At 38.4% G+C, this 18,108-nt stretch carries 17 protein-coding genes and 2 pseudogenes; 9 read left to right on the forward strand and 10 right to left on the reverse strand.

Translation table 11 applies throughout. From position 1 onward, the window contains the following. Nucleotides 1-49: 49 nt before the first annotated feature. From truB to Q9Q86_RS15105, 3 genes are all read left to right on the forward strand, one after another. Complete coding sequence (gene truB / locus Q9Q86_RS15095) at nt 50-943, forward strand: tRNA pseudouridine(55) synthase TruB (RefSeq protein ID WP_112986471.1); 894 nt, start codon at nt 50-52, stop codon at nt 941-943. An 11-nt stretch (nt 944-954) separates the two neighbouring features. Continuing rightward, entirely contained in the window at nt 955-1,725 is a 771-nt protein-coding gene (locus Q9Q86_RS15100; protein WP_112986472.1) for a TSUP family transporter, read from the forward strand. Nucleotides 1,726-1,875: 150 nt separating this feature from the next. Then, nucleotides 1,876-2,322: a hemerythrin domain-containing protein gene (locus tag Q9Q86_RS15105; RefSeq protein ID WP_004909538.1), complete on the forward strand. Its 447-nt coding sequence runs from the start codon at nt 1,876-1,878 to the stop codon at nt 2,320-2,322. Nucleotides 2,323-2,353: 31 nt separating this feature from the next. On the opposite strand, the gene Q9Q86_RS15110 is transcribed toward Q9Q86_RS15105, so the two are convergent. From Q9Q86_RS15110 to serA, 3 genes are all read right to left on the reverse strand, one after another. Then, nucleotides 2,354-3,220, reverse strand: a complete 867-nt coding sequence (locus Q9Q86_RS15110) for a DMT family transporter (RefSeq protein WP_004964529.1) — start codon at nt 3,218-3,220, stop codon at nt 2,354-2,356. 93 nt (nt 3,221-3,313) lie between these two features. After that, nucleotides 3,314-4,183 carry a DMT family transporter gene (locus Q9Q86_RS15115; protein WP_171293851.1) on the reverse strand — a complete coding sequence of 290 codons (870 nt, stop codon included), beginning with the start codon at nt 4,181-4,183 and terminating at the stop codon, nt 3,314-3,316. Nucleotides 4,184-4,288: 105 nt separating this feature from the next. Then, nucleotides 4,289-5,521, reverse strand: coding sequence for a phosphoglycerate dehydrogenase (serA, locus tag Q9Q86_RS15120; RefSeq protein ID WP_004909533.1), 1,233 nt, complete (start codon nt 5,519-5,521; stop codon nt 4,289-4,291). A gap of 356 nt (nt 5,522-5,877) precedes the next feature. Between serA and Q9Q86_RS15125 the strand changes: the two genes are divergently transcribed. The 3 genes from Q9Q86_RS15125 (at nt 5,878) to Q9Q86_RS15135 (ending at nt 8,694) form a co-directional block, all read left to right on the forward strand. Then, nucleotides 5,878-7,287, forward strand: a complete 1,410-nt coding sequence (locus tag Q9Q86_RS15125) for an FAD-binding oxidoreductase (RefSeq protein ID WP_005403295.1) — start codon at nt 5,878-5,880, stop codon at nt 7,285-7,287. Between the two features lie 70 nt (nt 7,288-7,357). Continuing rightward, nucleotides 7,358-7,921 (forward strand): hypothetical protein, encoded by a 564-nt coding sequence (locus Q9Q86_RS15130; protein WP_112986473.1) that lies wholly within the window; start codon nt 7,358-7,360, stop codon nt 7,919-7,921. Between the two features lie 8 nt (nt 7,922-7,929). Then, the gene (locus tag Q9Q86_RS15135) at nt 7,930-8,694 is read left to right on the forward strand and encodes a DNA polymerase beta superfamily protein (protein WP_112986474.1); all 765 of its coding nucleotides are present in this window, start codon (nt 7,930-7,932) and stop codon (nt 8,692-8,694) included. 259 nt (nt 8,695-8,953) lie between these two features. Here the strand turns inward: Q9Q86_RS15135 and Q9Q86_RS15140 are convergent, their stop codons facing one another. From Q9Q86_RS15140 to Q9Q86_RS15150, 3 genes and pseudogenes are all read right to left on the reverse strand, one after another. Further along, the gene (locus tag Q9Q86_RS15140) at nt 8,954-9,268 is read right to left on the reverse strand and encodes a putative quinol monooxygenase (RefSeq protein ID WP_112986475.1); all 315 of its coding nucleotides are present in this window, start codon (nt 9,266-9,268) and stop codon (nt 8,954-8,956) included. Between the two features lie 12 nt (nt 9,269-9,280). Beyond that, nucleotides 9,281-9,871 (reverse strand): NAD(P)H-dependent oxidoreductase, encoded by a 591-nt coding sequence (locus Q9Q86_RS15145; protein ID WP_112986476.1) that lies wholly within the window; start codon nt 9,869-9,871, stop codon nt 9,281-9,283. Nucleotides 9,872-9,979: 108 nt separating this feature from the next. Beyond that, nucleotides 9,980-10,645, reverse strand: a pseudogene (locus Q9Q86_RS15150) (DUF4349 domain-containing protein); the annotation flags it as partial. Between the two features lie 84 nt (nt 10,646-10,729). Between Q9Q86_RS15150 and Q9Q86_RS15155 the strand changes: the two are divergent. Beyond that, nucleotides 10,730-11,442 (forward strand): annotated as a pseudogene (locus tag Q9Q86_RS15155) (IS5 family transposase). Here the strand turns inward: Q9Q86_RS15155 and Q9Q86_RS15160 are convergent. Next, the gene (locus Q9Q86_RS15160) at nt 11,409-11,669 is read right to left on the reverse strand and encodes a hypothetical protein (RefSeq protein ID WP_227540293.1); all 261 of its coding nucleotides are present in this window, start codon (nt 11,667-11,669) and stop codon (nt 11,409-11,411) included. The pseudogene Q9Q86_RS15155 and the gene Q9Q86_RS15160 overlap by 34 nt on opposite strands. Nucleotides 11,670-11,851: 182 nt before the next feature. On the opposite strand from Q9Q86_RS15160, the gene Q9Q86_RS15165 reads away from it, so the two are divergent. Both Q9Q86_RS15165 and Q9Q86_RS15170 read left to right on the forward strand, forming a co-directional pair. Then, nucleotides 11,852-12,223, forward strand: coding sequence for a hypothetical protein (locus tag Q9Q86_RS15165; RefSeq protein ID WP_004951657.1), 372 nt, complete (start codon nt 11,852-11,854; stop codon nt 12,221-12,223). Nucleotides 12,224-12,587: 364 nt separating this feature from the next. Then, nucleotides 12,588-13,823, forward strand: coding sequence for an MFS transporter (locus Q9Q86_RS15170; RefSeq protein ID WP_169040466.1), 1,236 nt, complete (start codon nt 12,588-12,590; stop codon nt 13,821-13,823). Between the two features lie 20 nt (nt 13,824-13,843). On the opposite strand, the gene yccS is transcribed toward Q9Q86_RS15170, so the two are convergent. The 3 genes from yccS to Q9Q86_RS15185 all read right to left on the reverse strand — a co-directional run bounded on the left by yccS (nt 13,844) and on the right by Q9Q86_RS15185 (nt 18,008). Continuing rightward, nucleotides 13,844-15,994, reverse strand: coding sequence for a YccS family putative transporter (gene yccS, locus Q9Q86_RS15175; RefSeq protein WP_112986985.1), 2,151 nt, complete (start codon nt 15,992-15,994; stop codon nt 13,844-13,846). Between the two features lie 227 nt (nt 15,995-16,221). Further along, a complete protein-coding gene (sodC, locus tag Q9Q86_RS15180; RefSeq protein WP_004964458.1) occupies nt 16,222-16,803 on the reverse strand; it encodes a superoxide dismutase family protein in 582 nt (193 codons plus the stop codon). A 107-nt stretch (nt 16,804-16,910) separates the two neighbouring features. Beyond that, complete coding sequence (locus Q9Q86_RS15185) at nt 16,911-18,008, reverse strand: AI-2E family transporter (protein WP_112986997.1); 1,098 nt, start codon at nt 18,006-18,008, stop codon at nt 16,911-16,913. Nucleotides 18,009-18,108: the final 100 nt, after the last annotated feature.

The following is an 18,108-nucleotide window of genomic DNA, read 5'->3' on the forward strand; positions in this document are numbered from 1 at the left end:
GATGAATAGTTTTGATAAAATGATTTTTTAAGATTTTGATTTTTCGTATATGAAAAAAAGTTCTTATCGCCATTTAAGTGGTGTTTTTTTATTGAATAAACCACTTGGTTTGAGTTCAAACTCAGCACTTCAGAAAGTTCGCCGTCTGTTTAATGCACAAAAGGCGGGACACACAGGTGCTTTAGACCCATTGGCGACAGGTTTGCTTCCAATTTGTTTGGGGGAAGCGACCAAATTTTCACATTACTTGCTTGATTCTACAAAGCGTTATCAGACTACGGTAAAGTTGGGTGAAACGACTGCGACAGGGGATGTTGAAGGTGAAGTTTTACAGCAACGAGCAGTGCCGCAACTGACTGAAGAAAGTATTGAGCAGATATTAACAAAATTCCGTGGGGATATTCAGCAAGTTCCACCCATGTATTCAGCGCTAAAGCGAGAAGGTCGCCCTTTGTATGAACTTGCGCGTAAAGGAATTGAGATTGAGCGAGAAGCACGTCCCGTTACGATTTATGAGCTACGATTAGTGAGTTTCACCGAAGATAGCTTAACTCTGGATGTGACTTGTTCAAAAGGAACTTATATCCGTGTGTTGGGGGAGGATATTGGTGAGGCTTTGGGCTGTGGCGGACATTTGACAAAATTACACCGTATTCAAACGGGGCATTTTGAGATTGATCCAAACTATACCATTGAATATTTGGAAAGTTTGTCACTTGAACAACGAGATGCTTTATTGCTACCAGTCTATGCACCCGTTGAGCATTTCCCTCGTGTACAGCTCCCTGAGGGACGCGAAAAATATTTTGGTAATGGGCAAGAAAGTAATATTGATCACGAAGCGGCAGCGGAAGTATTAGTGTTTAATGGTGATCGTTGTTTGGGCTTAGCTGAAATTACAGATAAAAAACGATTAGTGCCAAAACGTTTATTGAATTTATAAGGATATAACTCATGGAGTGGGAACTCATTCTGAGTTTAATCTTTTTTGCTTTTTGTGCTGGAACAATTGATGCAGCAGTAGGTGGCGGTGGACTCATACAAATCCCTGCCCTAATGGGGGCACTACCAAATACCTCACCTGCAACGATATTTGGTACCAATAAGCTTGCTTCAATTTGTGGTACAGCATCGGCGGCATTTTCTTTTGCTAGGCGGGTCAAATTAAACTGGAAACTTTTACTTGTGATTGCCATCTTTGCATTCATAAGTTCTTTCGCTGGAGCTGCTTGTGTCTCCATGATCCCCACTCATATTCTAAGACCTTTTGTATTGGTCATGCTGGTCGTGATTGCGATTTATACTTTTATTAAAAAGCAGTTTGGACAAGTTCATGTGGATCAACGCATTACTCCTAAACTGCTGATCTTTGCTGCTGTCGGTAGTTTAGCAATTGGTTTTTATGATGGAATCTTTGGACCAGGAACAGGCAGCTTCTTTATTTTCTTTTTCATTCGATTTTTGCAAGTTGATTTCTTGCATGCTTCTGCACTATCCAAAATTGGCAATTTCATGACGAATCTGGCGGCATTAAGCTTCTTTATTCCAACAGGTCATGTGTTATTTGCATTGGGTTTAATGATGGCACTAGCAAATATTGCTGGTTCATTGTTGGGTGTACGCCTTGCTCTAAAATATGGAAGTGGATTTATTCGAGTATTGTTTTTAATTTTGGTGAGTATTTTGATTTGTCGATTGGGTTATCAAATGATAGTTACTGTTTGAACCAAAAGATAAAGTTTCACAACAAAAACATACCTAAATAATGCTGTCTAAAAAATCAACACTTTCTAAGATGGATGTTTAGCCAAAAACCGCAGTAACAAGATAATTACTATCTCGTACTGTGGTTGTTCGCCAATCTTAGAGGTAAAAATGAATATATTTGAAGCACTTCGAGAAAGCCATGAACAACAACGTAGTTTAGCGAATCAATTAATTACCACCAGTGGATCGAGTGATGAGCGTAAAGAACTTTTTGATTTGCTCAAAAATGAATTATATGCCCACTCAGTTGCTGAAGATCGTTATTTGTATATTCCATTGATGTTTGATGATGTGGGTTTAGATATTACTCGGCATGCATTGGCTGAACATCATGAAATGGATGAATTGGTAGAAAAATTAGAAGAAACCGACATGAGCAATCCAAGTTGGTTAGCGACGGCAAAACAATTAAGTGAAAAGGTGCATCATCATTTAAAAGAAGAGGAACATAAGTTTTTCCAACAAGCAGGAAAAATTTTGGCAGATAGTGAGAAGGAAAAATTAGGTAAGAAATATCTAGCTGAATATAAAAAATATAAACGTTCAGATGCCTAATTTTTCTCTATTTAAAGTATAAGAAGTGATCTTACTGTGGTTGTGATTTTTCACCACGTAAGGTCACTCCAATTGATGCGATCATGATACAAAGAAGAGCGATCCATTGAATCAAACTAATTTGCTCATGCAGTATGAAGAGTCCTGCTAATGCTGCTAAAGCAGGTGCAAGACTCGTCAGTGTTCCATAACTGAGTTTGCTTAAGCGTTTCAATGCCATCAAATCAAGCGCATAGGGAATGGCGGTGGCTAATACTGCAATCACTAGGGCTTTGCCCCAATATTGCGTATCGATTAAGGCAGGCGTGTTGTTCCAAAGTCCGAAGGGTAATAAGGTCAGTGCAGACAAACCAATCGCAATAGTAAGCGCATGCATCCCAATATTTTGTTGTACCACGCGATGCCCAAAATAAATATACAAGGCCCAAAAGAGTCCAGCACTTAAAGCGCAAGCAGCTCCAAAATAGGAGAAATTTTCCAAGTTCGCATCGTGCCAAGGAACCATTAATGCGATTCCTAAGATAGCAAAAACCACCCAAATATAATCACTGCGCTGTTTGATTGATAGTAATGCTAATCCTAAAGGACCGATGAATTCTAGGCCTACAGCAATCCCTTGAGGCAGTTTGCCTAAAGATGTATAGAACAAAATATTCATACAACCTAAGGATGCACTATAAAGTAATAAATCACGCCATTTTAAATACTTTAGCTTAGATAATACTTTCCATGAGCGGAACATGATCGCAACCAAAATCGTTGCAAAACAGAGTCGTAGAATCGTGACGGTCAGTGGATCAAGTGTTGCAATAAGTTGTTTGGCGAACGAAGCGCTGATTTGATAAGACACCATGGAAAGAACCATGTACAGCACCGCGACCAACTGGATATTTTTCATGGAAGATCTACAAAAGCAAAGTAAAAAATACCTACAAGATAGGTGGTTTGATTATAAGTTGAAGACGGTACATCGTGGTGGAACGCTTTCATTTTATTTATTCACTTTTTGCTGTCGAGCATGTTGAGTGGTAAATGTACAACCGATCGATGCGATGATAATCGTGCCAAGCGCAAGCCATTGATTCCACAATAAAGTCTCACCCAGAAAAATAAATCCTGATAATGCAGCTACGGCAGGTTCAAGACTCATGAGTGTTCCAAAACTTAAAGGAGTTAGGCTTCTTAATGCGATCATTTCTAAAGTAAAGGGCAATGCACTTGCTAAGATTGCCAGTCCAATAAAATAGTAGATATTTGGCAATTCAACGACACGGTCAAGTGCCCCTGAAAAGATGGCAAAAGGTAATAAACACAGCATGCCGATGCTCATTCCCAAACAGACAGTATGATTGCCTGAAATGCCAGAAGGCTTCTGCCCTGCAATAATATAAAGTGCCCAACAGGCACCCGCACTGACAGCAAAAAAGACACCGACTAGATCTATTCCTTGCTGGGCTTGTTGTAGCGGAAAAAGTAGAATCAAGCCTAAAATGGCACATCCCACCCAAATGAAATCGTATTTTTGGCGAGCATGATAAAGTGCTACGCTCAAAGGTCCAATAAATTCAAAAGCAACAGCCAAGCCTAGAGGTAAGCGCTCCAGTGATAAATAAAAGAGGGCATTCATTCCTGCTAGTGCCATGCCGTAGCTGAGAATGGCTTTCCAACGAACAACTGTAAAGTTGATGGTCCAAATTTTAAAAATAACCGCCAAAATAATCGCACCAAAACATAGGCGCATTGCGGATACAGTCAATACAGGAAAACTTTGAAATAAAATTTTGGCTAAAGAACCGCTACCTTGTACACATAACATGGCGATCATTAAGAGGAGGAGTGCGTGCACAGGTGTTTTTAGCATTGGGACACTTATTATTAGAACAATTGGTTTAATATTCACATAATAATTCAATCACCAATAAAAAAGCCACAGCAAGTGCCGTGGCTTTTGAGTGAATTGTCTAAATTAGAACAATACACGTACTCGGATTGTACCTTCTACATTATGTAGAGTATCCAAAGCTTCTTGAGATGCAGAAGCATCAACATCCATTACCAAGTAACCGATATCACCTTTAGTCATTAAAGATTGACCAGAGATATTGATTCCTTGTTCAGCGAACAATGTATTGATCTTAGACAATACACCAGGAACGTTTTTGTGGATGTGAAGTAAACGATGTTGACCATCAGAAAGTGGTAATGCGATTTCTGGGAAGTTCACCGCAGAAAGTGTCATACCTTTATCTGAATACGCAACGAATTTTTCAGCAACTTCTAAACCGATGTTTGCTTGCGCTTCCATCGTAGAACCACCCACGTGCGGTGTTAAAATCACGTTGTCTAAGCCGCGAAGTGGAGATTGGAATTCTTCACCATTTGCTTTTGGCTCTTTCGGGAATACGTCTACTGCAGCACCAGCGATGTGACCAGATTTAATCGCATCAGCTAAATCTTCGATAATTACACATGTACCACGTGCAGCATTGATGAAGATTGAACCAGGCTTCATTTTCGCAAACTGTTCTTTCTTGAAGAAGTTACGCGTAGAAGGAACATCAGGAACGTGCAAAGAAACCACATCAGCAGTTTCTAAAAGCTCATCCAAAGAACCGACTTGGCGTGCATTACCTAACGGTAATTTAGTTACCGCATCATAATAGCAAACTTTCATACCTAAGCTTTCAGCTAAAACTGAAAGTTGAGAGCCGATAGAACCGTAACCTACGATACCTAATGTTTTACCACGAGTTTCGTATGAACCAACAGCCGATTTGTTCCAACCACCTGCATGCGTATCTTTTGATTTTTCAGGTACACGACGAAGTAATAAAATTGCTTCAGCAAGAACCAATTCTGCTACAGAACGCGTATTCGAATACGGTGCGTTGAAAACAGGAATACCACGAGACATTGCTGCTTTTAAATCAACTTGGTTAGTACCAATACAGAAACAACCTACCGCAATCAATTTATTCGCTGCTTCAAAGATTTCTTCAGTCAATTGAGTACGCGAACGAATACCAATAAAGTGCGCATCTTTGATCGCTTCTTTCAAAGCTTCGCCTTCAAGCGCAGTTTTGTGGTAATCGATGTTGGTATAACCCGCAGCGTTTAATGTATCGATGGCATTTTGATGCACACCTTCAAGCAAAAGGAAACGGATTTTGTCTTTAGGTAGTGATAGATGTTGGCTCATTACGGCTCCGCTACAAAGGCCAAAATTTAGTTGCGGTATCATAGCATAGAGCTTTGTGTTATAGATATTTCGTTTAAAATTAGCTCAGCATAATTGTTGAGATTTTTTCAGTTTCGAATGAATTTTAGTTCATATACACATTTTGTTATGACGAGATGTTTATCCTGTGCTTTATCCCTCGCTTGCTTACATGTAAAATAAAGGAATACGAAGCTCGAACTCGTTGTGTAGACAGTTTGATAGTTCGCTAGCGTTTCTATATTTTGGATGTTTTGAATCCTTTGTTTTCAAGCCCTTGAAATACACTCAGGATCATCCAGAAGTCCTATATCTCTTTCTTACTAGGCCTGAAAACGATGAATGCTCCAGTCGCTTTAACACCCGAGTTATTGACCCTCTTAACGGCAATTGTGGGTGAAAACCGTATTAAAACTGATGCCGATAGCTTGGAAAATTGGGGACGAGATCATACTAAACACTTTGATCCGAACCCATCAGTCATCGTTTTTCCATCAAGCACTGAACAAGTTCAAGAGATTGTAAAACTGGCGAACCGTTTTAAAGTGGCAATCACGCCATCAGGTGGTCGTACAGGTTTATCTGCTGGTGCGGTAGCGAACAATGGCGAGATCGTGATTAGCTTTGACAAGATGAATCAAATCTTGGAATTCTTGCCTGCGGATCGTATGGTTCGTGTCCAAGCAGGCGTGGTTACTGAGCAATTGCAAAATTATGCCGAACAACAAGGCATGTATTACCCAGTTGATTTTGCATCGACAGGTTCTAGTCAAATTGGTGGAAATATCGGAACCAATGCAGGCGGTATTAAAGTTATCAAATACGGCATGACACGTAACTGGGTGCTTGGTTTAACGGTTGTTACGGGTAAAGGTGACATTTTACGTTTAAACAAAGGCATGATTAAAAATGCGACAGGTTATGCCTTGCAGCATTTGTTCATCGGTGGTGAAGGTACATTAGGTTTAGTGACAGAAGCTGAAATTAAGCTTGAACGTCAACCACAAAACTTACAAGTGATGGTATTGGGTACGCCTGACTTTGAAGCGGTGATGCCTGTATTACATGCTTTCCAAAAAGAAATCGACTTAACCGCATTCGAATTCTTTGGTGAAGTGGCGATGCAAAAAGTGTTGGATCGTGGTCATGTACAGCGTCCATTTGAAACAACTTGCCCATTCTATGTATTACTTGAATTTGAAGCGCCGTATGAGCCGATTATGGACAAAGCAATGCAGATTTTTGAGCATTGTATGGAACAGGGTTGGGTGATTGATGGCGTAATGAGCCAAAGCTTAGAACAAGCACAGAGTTTATGGCGTTTACGTGAAGATATTTCGGAATCGATTGCACCGTATATTCCTTATAAGAATGATATTTCAGTGTTAATTTCGCATGTCCCTGCGTTTATCTCAGAAATTGATGCGATCGTTTCACAAAACTATCCAGACTTTGAAATCTGCTGGTTCGGTCATATTGGTGACGGTAACTTGCACTTAAATATTTTAAAACCTGAAAACTTAACTAAAGACGAATTCTTTGCGAAGTGTCAGGTGGTGAATAAATATGTGTTTGAGACTGTGAAAAAATATGATGGTTCGATCTCTGCCGAACATGGTGTGGGAATGACCAAGAAACCATATTTAGAATATTCTCGTTCGCCTGAAGAAATTGAATATATGAAAGCATTAAAATTGGCATTTGACCCGAATGGGATTATGAATCCAGGAAAATTATTTGATCTTTAAAAGTAGTTTTTCTACTCTAGCCCATAAAAGTACACTTTTATGGGCTTAATTATTTCTTATTATGATATTTATGAAAGTTATTTTTGCTCTTGTTTTTTTATTCTCATTACAGATTGCGCATGCAGCAAATGAGTTGCGTTGTGAAAAGGATTTTGATCATATCCAACATATTTTTTATCAGAAAGAACATGATATTTTTAAGAATAGGACGGTGAATGATTTATTGACCCATATAGAAACATATTATTACTCTCAACAATTTAAGCATCTTCACCCTAAGTCTGTTTTTTTTATTGATCATTGGTTACCTGAACAGGAATATCTAAATAAATTATCTGTTCTATTTGATGACCAAACTCAAATCACTTATAAGATTTCAAAACCATTCGCTAATTTTGTGCTAGACAATAAAGAAATTTGTATTGTAAAAAATGAAATTGAACTTGAAAGTTTTACAGAAATTACCTCAATTTTAGGCGCTGATTTTTTTATAAGATATGTAGGTCACGATCAGTGGTTTATTTTTCCTTATGATGAAAACATATCAGAAAAGGATTTTGAAGAGTTTTTCCCCAATTTTCCAAAGGATATTTTTTTACCCCAAGTAGGGATTATTAATATAATAGAAAAGTAGGCTTCATAATGAACATCCATCACGAAATCGAAAAACTGTTTCAACATCACCAAGACATTCCATTATTTTATATCGAAAGTGGTAGCCGTTTATGGGGTATGGCAAGCCCTGACAGTGACTATGATGTGCGCGGTTTTCATTTGCCGAGTAAAAAGCAATATTTTGATTATAAAAAGTACCGTGATCTAATCGAAATCATGGATGGGGATTTTGACTTCGTTTCATATGATCTCGATAAAATGTTTGGACTTTTGGCAAAAAGTAATCCTACCGTTTTGGAGTGGGTGAGAGCACATATTGTTTATTTTAATGCTTTTCCAGAATGGCAAAGCTTTCGAGATGGATTGCTTAAGCGAATCGATTATAGCGCGTTGTATCACCACTACTTATCGCTGGCGAAAGGCGGTATGAAAGTGATGCAAACTGCGGATAATTTTACTTATAAGAAAGCATTTTATTCGATTCGTGGTTTGATGTCGGCAGAGTTAGCCACTCAAGAAGTCATGCCAGAATTATTGATTACCGATTTATTTGCACAAGTCTCTGAGCACGATCCATTACGTCATTGGGCAGAAGATTATTTGGAAATTAAAAAACAGAAGAAAGAAAAAGCCCAACTTCCTGAAGCGGAACAAGCCGCTATTCTGAATTTACTTGAAACTAAGATTGAGCAGTTGGCTGCTAAAGAGATGCAAAAAGCTGATCGTCGAGAGGGCTTAGAATGTTATTTAACAGAATATAGCCGACATTTGAAGCAGTATTATTATCAGTAAAATCATTTGCTTATATTTTTCTTTGTCTTGACGGAGTCGTATTGTGTTCTCATTCATATTCAAGATTAGCCTTCGGCTGGAGTTACTTTGGTTTTGCCCAAAGTAACCAAAGGCATTGTCATCTGCAAAACCTGTTCACTTCTTGTATTAATTAAAATTTATCGCAGAAACAGTATCTTCTTGAAATCACGCAGGTTGCAGATGACATTACCGAGTATCATATATTTTATGAGGATTTGATAAATAACCAATCTTTGTTCTAAATCCCATTTTCCAAAATACGCACTTTCACATCAGACACATGCGCTTTGGTCGCTTCAAAATGCTTCAGCATATGTGCCGTTTGCATATGTGCTTCAAGGTGAGCGGTACTTTCCCATTGTTCTAACATCACAATGCTATTTTCATCTTGCGTCTGCATCGCAATCGCTGGTAGATGATCAATCAATGGGGCATAACCGTGACAACCTTCTTCTGCCAATACAGTTGGAATGATTTTTTGGAAAGCATCTAACACTGCTTGGCGGTGTTCTACACCTGCATGTGTCTGAATTTCGGCAATAATTGTCAACATAGCATTTCTCTCTTAATGGGCAGTCGCAAAAAGCTGATCTAAATGTGCTTTATAAGCTTCGATGTAGCTTGGGACATCAGGCATTTTGATTACATCATTCACGATAAATGTAGGTAATGATTGCATACCCAAGAATTGATTGGCTTTATGGAAAGGTAAATACACGCCATCTACACCCACGCCGTGAAAGAATTGGTCAGGATCAGTGAACGCTTCCATTGGTGCGTTCCATGTCAACGACAACATGTATTTTTTACCTTGAATCAAGCCACCTGAACCATACTTTTTAGAAGTATCAGAACGGCTACGTCCATCGCTTGCATAGAGTGAACCATGACCAATCGTAAAAACATCATCAATATATTTTTTCATTGTCCATGGCGCACCCATCCACCAACCTGGCATTTGATAGATCACCACATCTGCCCATAAATATTTTTCAATTTCTGCTTGGATGTCATAGTCACTGTCGGTACGAGTCACTTGTAGTGTATGACCTAAAGCTTTTAAATATGATTCTGAAAAGTCAGTCAGGGTGTCATTCAATTCACCATTTGAGTGAGCGAATTGTTTCGCGCCATTAATAATTAAAATATTGCTCATAGAATTAAACTCAAAAATAGATTTCTAAAACTTGAGTGCATTTTAGAGAATCTATTCATGAGTAAAAATGCGTAAATAAGCAAAATACTATTGATCAAAAATCAATAATTAGCTGTTTTGTTTTCTAGATTTATAGGCTTTACGAATAAACCAAACTGCAACAATTACAAGGAAAAATGCCCAGAATTGGATTAACCACAAAATAGTTTCTTTAAAACAAGAAAGCCCAATTTTGAATGCATCGGCTATCCGAGTCATTAAAGGTTCGCTATCGAGATGTGCAATACGATGAATGTTTAAATCTTGAGTTTTGCGAACTTGTGCTTGTTGAAAATATTCGATGCGTATTGTGCTGTAAGTCAAACGATCTTCGACCTCAAGTTGAGTCAATTGTTGAAGTTGATTATTGACGGTATTCGATGTGCTAGGGCTTTGATTTGCAGTATTAAGTTTTTCTTCTAACAGTTTCAGTTCATATCGCTTAGCTTCATAGCTTTGATTATTAAAGTTGAGCATCAAAGGCAATAGACTATTCAAAAAGGCAGTAACTTGTTCATTTGGAACACGAATCGTAAGTTGTACTGTAGGGATAATTTTTTCATAAACATCTATATGACCATCGAGACGTTCGCGCTGCGAACTATCACTAACCTGATAATTCACTTGTTTTTCTTCGATATAGCCATTTTGTTTGAGGAGTTGCTGTTCAAGTATAGCCGTCGTTTTTTGAACATCTTTGACTTCAAATTGCAGTTGAGCTGTTTTAACTAGGGCTTGTTGAGAATTAACAAAGACTACTGATTAATTTATAATAGTACTATGGATAGATACATACTTACTGATGCCCAATGGGCAAAAATGGAACCTTTTTGCCTAGGTAAAGTGACCGATCGAGGTCGTAGTGGAAAAGATAATCGATTATTTTTAGAAGCAGTCCTATGGATTGCCCGTACAGGCAGTCCATGGCGTGATCTACCTGCTCATTTTGGTAAATGGAATACCGTCTTTAAAAGATACCGTGACTGGGTTAAAGCTGGTGTATTTGAAACTATTTTTGCATCTGTAAATGAAGATGTTGATTTGGAATACGCCATGATTGATGGAACGATTGTTAAAGTTCATCGACATGGGCAAGGTGCAAAAGGGGGACTTTCAAACAGTCTATAGGTAAATCTCGAGGTGGAATGACCTGTAAAATTCTTGCCTTAGTGGATAGTCTAGGCAACCTCATTAAGTTTCGATTAATGCCTGGTCAATATCACGATTTAGTAGAAACCAAACCTTTAATTGAAGATGTTGATTTTCAAGCATTACTAGCTGATAAAGCATTTGATGCAGATTGGCTCATCCAAGAACTCAATGAACGTAAAGTGAAAGTGGTGATCCCACCCAAATCTAATCGAAAAGTAATGAGAGCATTTGATACGACTATGTATAAATGGCGTCATCTCATTGAAAACTATTTCTGTAAGTTAAAAGAATTTAAACGTATAGCGATGCGTAGTTGTAAAACAGATACGAGTTTTGAAGCCATGATTCAATTGTGCGCGAGTGTAATTAACTCTCGGTAATTCTCAACAGACCCTAATTGTCGGCTTTGTTCTAGGGTGCTTTGCTGATCACTGAGCAATTGCTCAGGATTTTTTGCAATCTGACTTTGAGATGTATCTTGCGCTGCGGCAACACTTTCAGTGGCCATTGCAGCCTCACCTGAAGGCGCTTCTTCCTTTTTTGAACAAGCAATTACTGAACTGCTTATGATTAAAATTAGAGTTAACTTTTTTGCTAAATCTGACATGTGTGTATGCCTAAAAATTTCTGATATTGATGTTATGGGTTTGTTTTATTTTGAGGATCACAATTGTTATCAAAGCATTGATAAATACAACAAATCTCTCATATGTCGCATACATTTTGTTATTCGACAGTTCATTTTTGCATAGTAGCATAAAAGAATATTGCAAATCGGAAGACTACAAAATGCATAAACTTTGGATCATTTTAGGATGTGGAATTTTTTTGACTGCATGTAATCAACCGATTGCTCAGTCGCAACAACAAGCTGCTGTGCAAAAAAGTACAGCGATGCATGCGGTACTACTTGACCAACCCAATTTGTTTCATGATGAAACTAATCTCAAAATTGATCAGCAATTTAATAGTGCGGAAAATCCTACAGATGCTGAGATTACCGTAGAGCAAGCGCAGTTAGATGATTCGGTAGCGGCTATTCGCACTGAATATCAGTTAAAACGTGATCAAGAGACTTGGAAAGTGGTGAATAAAAAGCAAAGCTATCAATGTGCTCGAGGAGGGAATACCAAGACTTTCCAGTTTGAGCTATGTCCTTAAATGGTGAGTTATCTTTTAAGGTCGTGTGAAAGTTGAGCAGAATTGTGGATAACTTTTTGGTTATTCACATATCCACACAATTGATTTGCTTTGCTTAAATTGCGGTCATTTTTAAAAAGTGCTAAAGTTGCGCTTGGTAATTTTTCCAATAGGTAAAACTTTTTACCAATCTCACGTAAATAAATTGTTTTCTTAATACACCTTGTGAATACGGTGTTTTCACACTTTTACATGCGCTCTCACTGCATGGAAATCAAAATTTAATTTAAATCAAAACCATAAAATGATGTGGTGCGGAATCTATTTTCTTTTTTTCAGAGAAATGGACGGCACACGAATTGGTTATTTTTGTGAATAAGACATGATGACGAATAATCAAAGCATGACGTTAAACCGTATAACGCTCATGTTTCCATTGGCTTTAGTGCTATTTGAGTTTTCAGTTTATATCGGTAATGACTTGATTCAGCCAGCGATGTTGGCGATCACGGAGCAATTTGCAGTTAGCGCAACTTGGGCACCATCTTCAATGTCATTTTACTTATTGGGTGGTGCTAGTGTCGCTTGGTTACTGGGACCACTTTCAGATCGGCTTGGACGTAAGAAAGTCCTATTGGCCGGTGTAGCTTTTTTTACGATTTGCTGTTTGTTGATTTTATTGACCCATAATATTCAACAATTCCTGACCTTGCGCTTCTTGCAGGGTATTGGTTTAAGTGTGATATCAGCAGTTGGATATGCGGCAATTCAAGAAACTTTTGAAGAGCGTGATGCCATTAAAGTCATGGCATTGATGGCAAATATCTCCTTGCTTGCGCCTTTGCTTGGACCTGTGTTGGGCGCGTTCCTGATTGATTATGTGTCATGGCACTGGGGCTTTGTGGCGATTGCTTTTATTTCTTTTCTCAGTTGGTTCGGCTTAAATAAATTTATGCCAGCCTCGAAAGAAAGTCGTAAACAAGCGAAACAACCCTTTCGTTATATTTGGGATGATTTCAAACAAGTATTTAGTAATCGCCAGTTTTTAGGTTTAAGTGTTGCATTACCGATTGTAGGAATGCCACTGATGTTATGGATTGCTTTGTCACCGATTATTCTTGTAGATGAATTAAAGCTGAGTAGTGTGCAATATGGCTTGGCGCAGTTTCCTGTGTTTTTTGGTTTGATTGCAGGCAATATCGTTCTGATCAAAATTATGGATCGTTACGCACTTGGTAAAACCATTTTAATGGGTTTGCCGATTATGCTAGTAGGTACTTTATTTTTGATGCTCGGTGTGATTTGGCAAACCTATTTAGTGCCTTGTTTGCTGATCGGTATGACCTTAATTAGTTTTGGTGAAGGGATTAGCTTTTCAGTGATTTATCGTTTTGCATTGATGTCCTCTGACGTATCGAAAGGAACGGTCGCGGCTGCGGTTTCAATATTGATGATGGTGAGTTTCTTCTCAATTATTGAAGTGGTTCGTCTGCTATATACCTATTTTCATATTTGGGCATTTGTATTGACGAGTTTTGCCTTGATAACTTTTTGGTTTGGCATACCTCGAATGGTACTTAAACAATATATGCAAACAAGGCTGCAACAAGGCATTCATTAAATAGCGTTGAGCTAAACGCGCTACTTAATTTCTAGTTCAAGTAATCTATTTTTTAACATCACCAATTCAGGCAGAGTCTCAAGCAATAGCGTCATTTGTTTTAACAATAGTTGCTGTTGTTCTGAGACTTGAGCCATTGAATTTAAACGATCAATTTCACTAAACATCTCTTCGATGTGCTTTTCTGGAAGTGCTTGTCTTTCGATCAATGTTTGATTGAGTAATATTTCACTCTGGTCTAATAATTTCAAAATATCTTGATCTTGAATTTGCTCACGTTGATGACCCAGTGCGGATACATAACTCAACTGACTATGGCTATAGACCAAATAGCGAAATGCATAGTGAATGAGTTCTTGGTTTGGTTCAGGTTCTGTACTCAGACTAGAAATCATATTAGATAATTCAATCTGAGCATTATGGGCGGCACGACGAGCTTTTCGATACTCAAGATCGTTGGAGCGACCTTGATGATATTGCTGGACGACTGCATGCAAATAATTGAGCGTTGCTTGACTGCTTTTGCGGATATTTTCAGGAATATTTCGGAAATTCCAATCTGGCCATATGAAGTTAACCGCTAGCCATGCGATTGCACAGCCGATCAACGTGTCAATGATACGCGGCAAAATAATGCTGAAACCTGCGCCTTTTAAATTGAAAATTAACAACACCATTAGCGTTGCCATCACTGTTGCGAGTGCATATTTTTTCTGACGCAAATAGAAAAAATATACTCCGCAAATTACAGTAATAACCAATTGACCTTCGATGCTAGGTACAAAATAAAGAACGGGCACACCTAAAAGCACACCCAACAACGTGCCAATCGTTCTAAGTTTTAAGCGACTTTTGGTGGCAAAGTAAGTGATCTGACAAACGAATAAACTGGTCAATAAAATCCAATAGCCATTTTTTGCAAAAGGCATCAAGGACACGGCATAACCTACAGCAAAGACAATGGCTAAGCGAATTGCGTGACGAAATAATGCAGACTGAGGACTTAGATGCTGTTTTAGTTTTAACAATAAATCCTGAAAGCCTTGAATATCCTCATCCAGTAAGTTGAGATGAGCTTGTTGATGCTGTGTTGATCGTATTTCGATGTTTTGTGGAAATTGCAGTTGAGCAAATTGTTCATGAATACTTTTTAAGTTATTCAGAATCAGTTCTAGGTTTTTAACTTCAAGATTATTTGGATGTTGAGCAATCCAGTCTTGCATGGATGCTTCTAATTGGGCAAGCGCAGCATCAGCGAGTGGGGTATTTTGATAAGTACTTTTATGTAGCAAAGCCTGACTCAGTTTTTTGCAGGCAGTTGCTTGTAGAAACATATTTTTTTGGATACGAAAAATTAAATCGCTACGGCTAAAGTTCTGATGAATTTTTTCATAGTGCAAATAATTAGAGGTGACTTGCTCATGAATATCTTGCGCAAAATAATATAAGTTTAGCCAATAGATACTGCTGTTATTGATGCGTGAGGATTTAAGTCGAGAAAGTAAGGATTGCTTCGCTTGATTTAGACTATTCACCACCTGTGCATTTTTTTGTGAGAGTTCAAATAACAGTGTTTCAACATTATCGACATTATCTGGATCAAACAACTTGGCTTTGCTCTGTAGCAGCTCACCCATTTCTTTGAAAATCGTTGAAATCTTCTCCTGTAAGGGTAGGGTTGGTCGAATCATAAAAAATAAGATCGAGGTCAATCCGTACCACACAGCACCGATGACAAAATAACTCGGTTGTTGATACCAATTTGCATATTCTCCTAGACCAAACATGGTGTAAATCGAAAGGAGAATCGTACCAAATGAAATCGTCGCATAACGTTGACCTAAAGCCCCCATGAGAATCAGTGCTGCACTGGACAGGCTAAGGTAAACGATAAACCAAAATTTATAAGGTACTAGAAATTCTAAAATGGTGCTAACACTAAAGAACAGTACACAGACATAGACCAAATTGCGTAGCCGAATACTCAGACGATCATCGAAGTCTGTGAGGGCAGCCGCAATTGCGCCTAATGTAACAGGAACAATGAATTGACCTAGTCCCAATCCGTGCAACACCAATGTAGTGCCTGTCAACACAATCAAAATTTGTAGGCAATACAGTAGAATCGAGTTTGATCGGAATCGATTAAAAAGATGATAAAGACTATTCACGACTATATTCTGCTATGTGTTGATTCATTATCATATAGCCATATTGCGTAGCTAAAATGATGTGCTGATCAAGATATTGAGTCAATTTTTCAACCTATTTTTGTTGATTTTTCATTTAATAAAACTAAGCAAAATTCGTGCTCATCTTTTATTTATAGTCATCTTTATAGATAAATTAAGTGAATAAAATCCTAAATTGTGGATATCTTTTGAGATACCCACAATCTTTATTTGATCACACCACAAGCAATTCTTTCACCACCTCCACCAAGGGGTTTAGGTGTGTCAGAATAATTATCCCCACCTGCATGAATCATAATCGCACGTCCCTGAATATCGGAGAGCTTTAATCGAGGAGCGATAACGGCTTGGGTTGCAAAGCCTTTTTCATTGACAGTGAGTGCAGGTAGATCACCTAAATGACCATTTTCTGGTGTGCCGTGGTGGGCAATATTGTCAGGATTGTAATGACCGCCCGCTGCCAGTGCTGCACCCATTTTTCCATCTTTCATTGCAGCTTCACATGACGGTTTCTCGTGAATATGAAAACCATGTTCACCCGATGGAAGTTTCCACAATGCAGGGGTGATGATCAGACCACTTGGACTTTCTTGGAAGGATACTGTGCCAATCGAAGCACCTATACCATCGGCGCTTACCTGATGGATTGGGATTAAATATTTATGGTCGTAGCTAGTGGGCTGTTTCTGAATTTTTGCGGCATTATTGTCTAAGGGAATTGATGAGCATGCGCTGATACTCATCATGATTGCACTAAAAACTGTATACCGTTTTAAGGTTGAAAGCATTGCGAATTATCCTTATCTATTTTGTCTTTATTTGATTGATTCAAACAAAGTCTGAGATAACGCGCAAGCTAGATTCTGTATGACAAGATAAATGGTCAAAATCGCATTTAGGATTTGGTTTCTGGTGGCGTTTCGATCGCAGCAATAGGTTCTTGAACATTTTCATGTAGCCATTCGCGCCAAATCGCTAATAAGATTGCCAAAATCACTGGACCAATAAATAAGCCGACCAATCCAAAGCTGGCAATACCACCCAATACACCAAACATGATTAAGATGAATGGGATTTTTGTTGCTCCTGAAATCACGAGTGGTCGAATCACATTATCTGAGCTGCTGACGACTAATAAGCCCCATAACACAACACCGACTGCTTCAACTGTTTGACCCTGAGCAAATAACCATAAACCGACGCTGAGATAAGAAATTGGGGTTCCAAAAGGAATTAATGCCAAGATGAATGTCACCATAGTCAACAACATTGGGTTGGGTACATCAGCTACAAAATAGCTTAGACCTGCCAAAATTGCTTGAGCTACAGCGGTTAAACCTACACCGTAAACGACTGCACGTGTTGTTTCTGAAATCGTTTCAAGATAATGATGCACACGAGGACCAATCACCATTTCAAGTGCACGACTCACTTGTGACAGAATCAGCTGACCATCCCGATAAAAGAAGAACAAGGTCATAATGGCAAACGTAAGTTTGACGAGGTTACGACTAATCTCGCTCAAGACAAAACGACCGTAGCTGAGATGACCTTGAATCCATTCAGCGACATTTTTGGTAATACTATTCGGATCAGCACTTAATTCATTGACTGTACGACTGATGTCTTTGCCAATGATAGGGAGGTTTCGAATAAAATCTGGGACTTGAATGTGTCCTGAAAATAATTGTTTTTGTAGATTAAAATATAAATTACGACCTTCGAGTTGCAGCATGAAAATCGCAAAAATAAATGGGATACCAATCACTAAAATTACAAGTGTAATCATAATAGTAGCGTTCAGTGTAGGGCGGTTCTCACCAAAAAAACGACGTTGTACCCATAAATAAACGGGCCATGTCATATAGGCGATAATAGCCGCCCAAAGAACAGGGACAATAAAGTATTTAAGAATACTAAAGCCCAAAAACAATAAAACAAAAAACAATCCAAACAGCAAAACGCGTTGTAGTGTTGGAGCGTATTGTTGCACCATGGTTTTCTCTAGTGCCAAAAGATAATTGAAACCATATTAACTGAAAAACACCCTGAGTGAAATTTTCACTATAGGATTTCAGCATTAAAGATCAAAA

It is taken from the genome of Acinetobacter sp. A22 (assembly GCF_030913345.1).
Lineage (GTDB): Bacteria > Pseudomonadota > Gammaproteobacteria > Pseudomonadales > Moraxellaceae > Acinetobacter > Acinetobacter junii.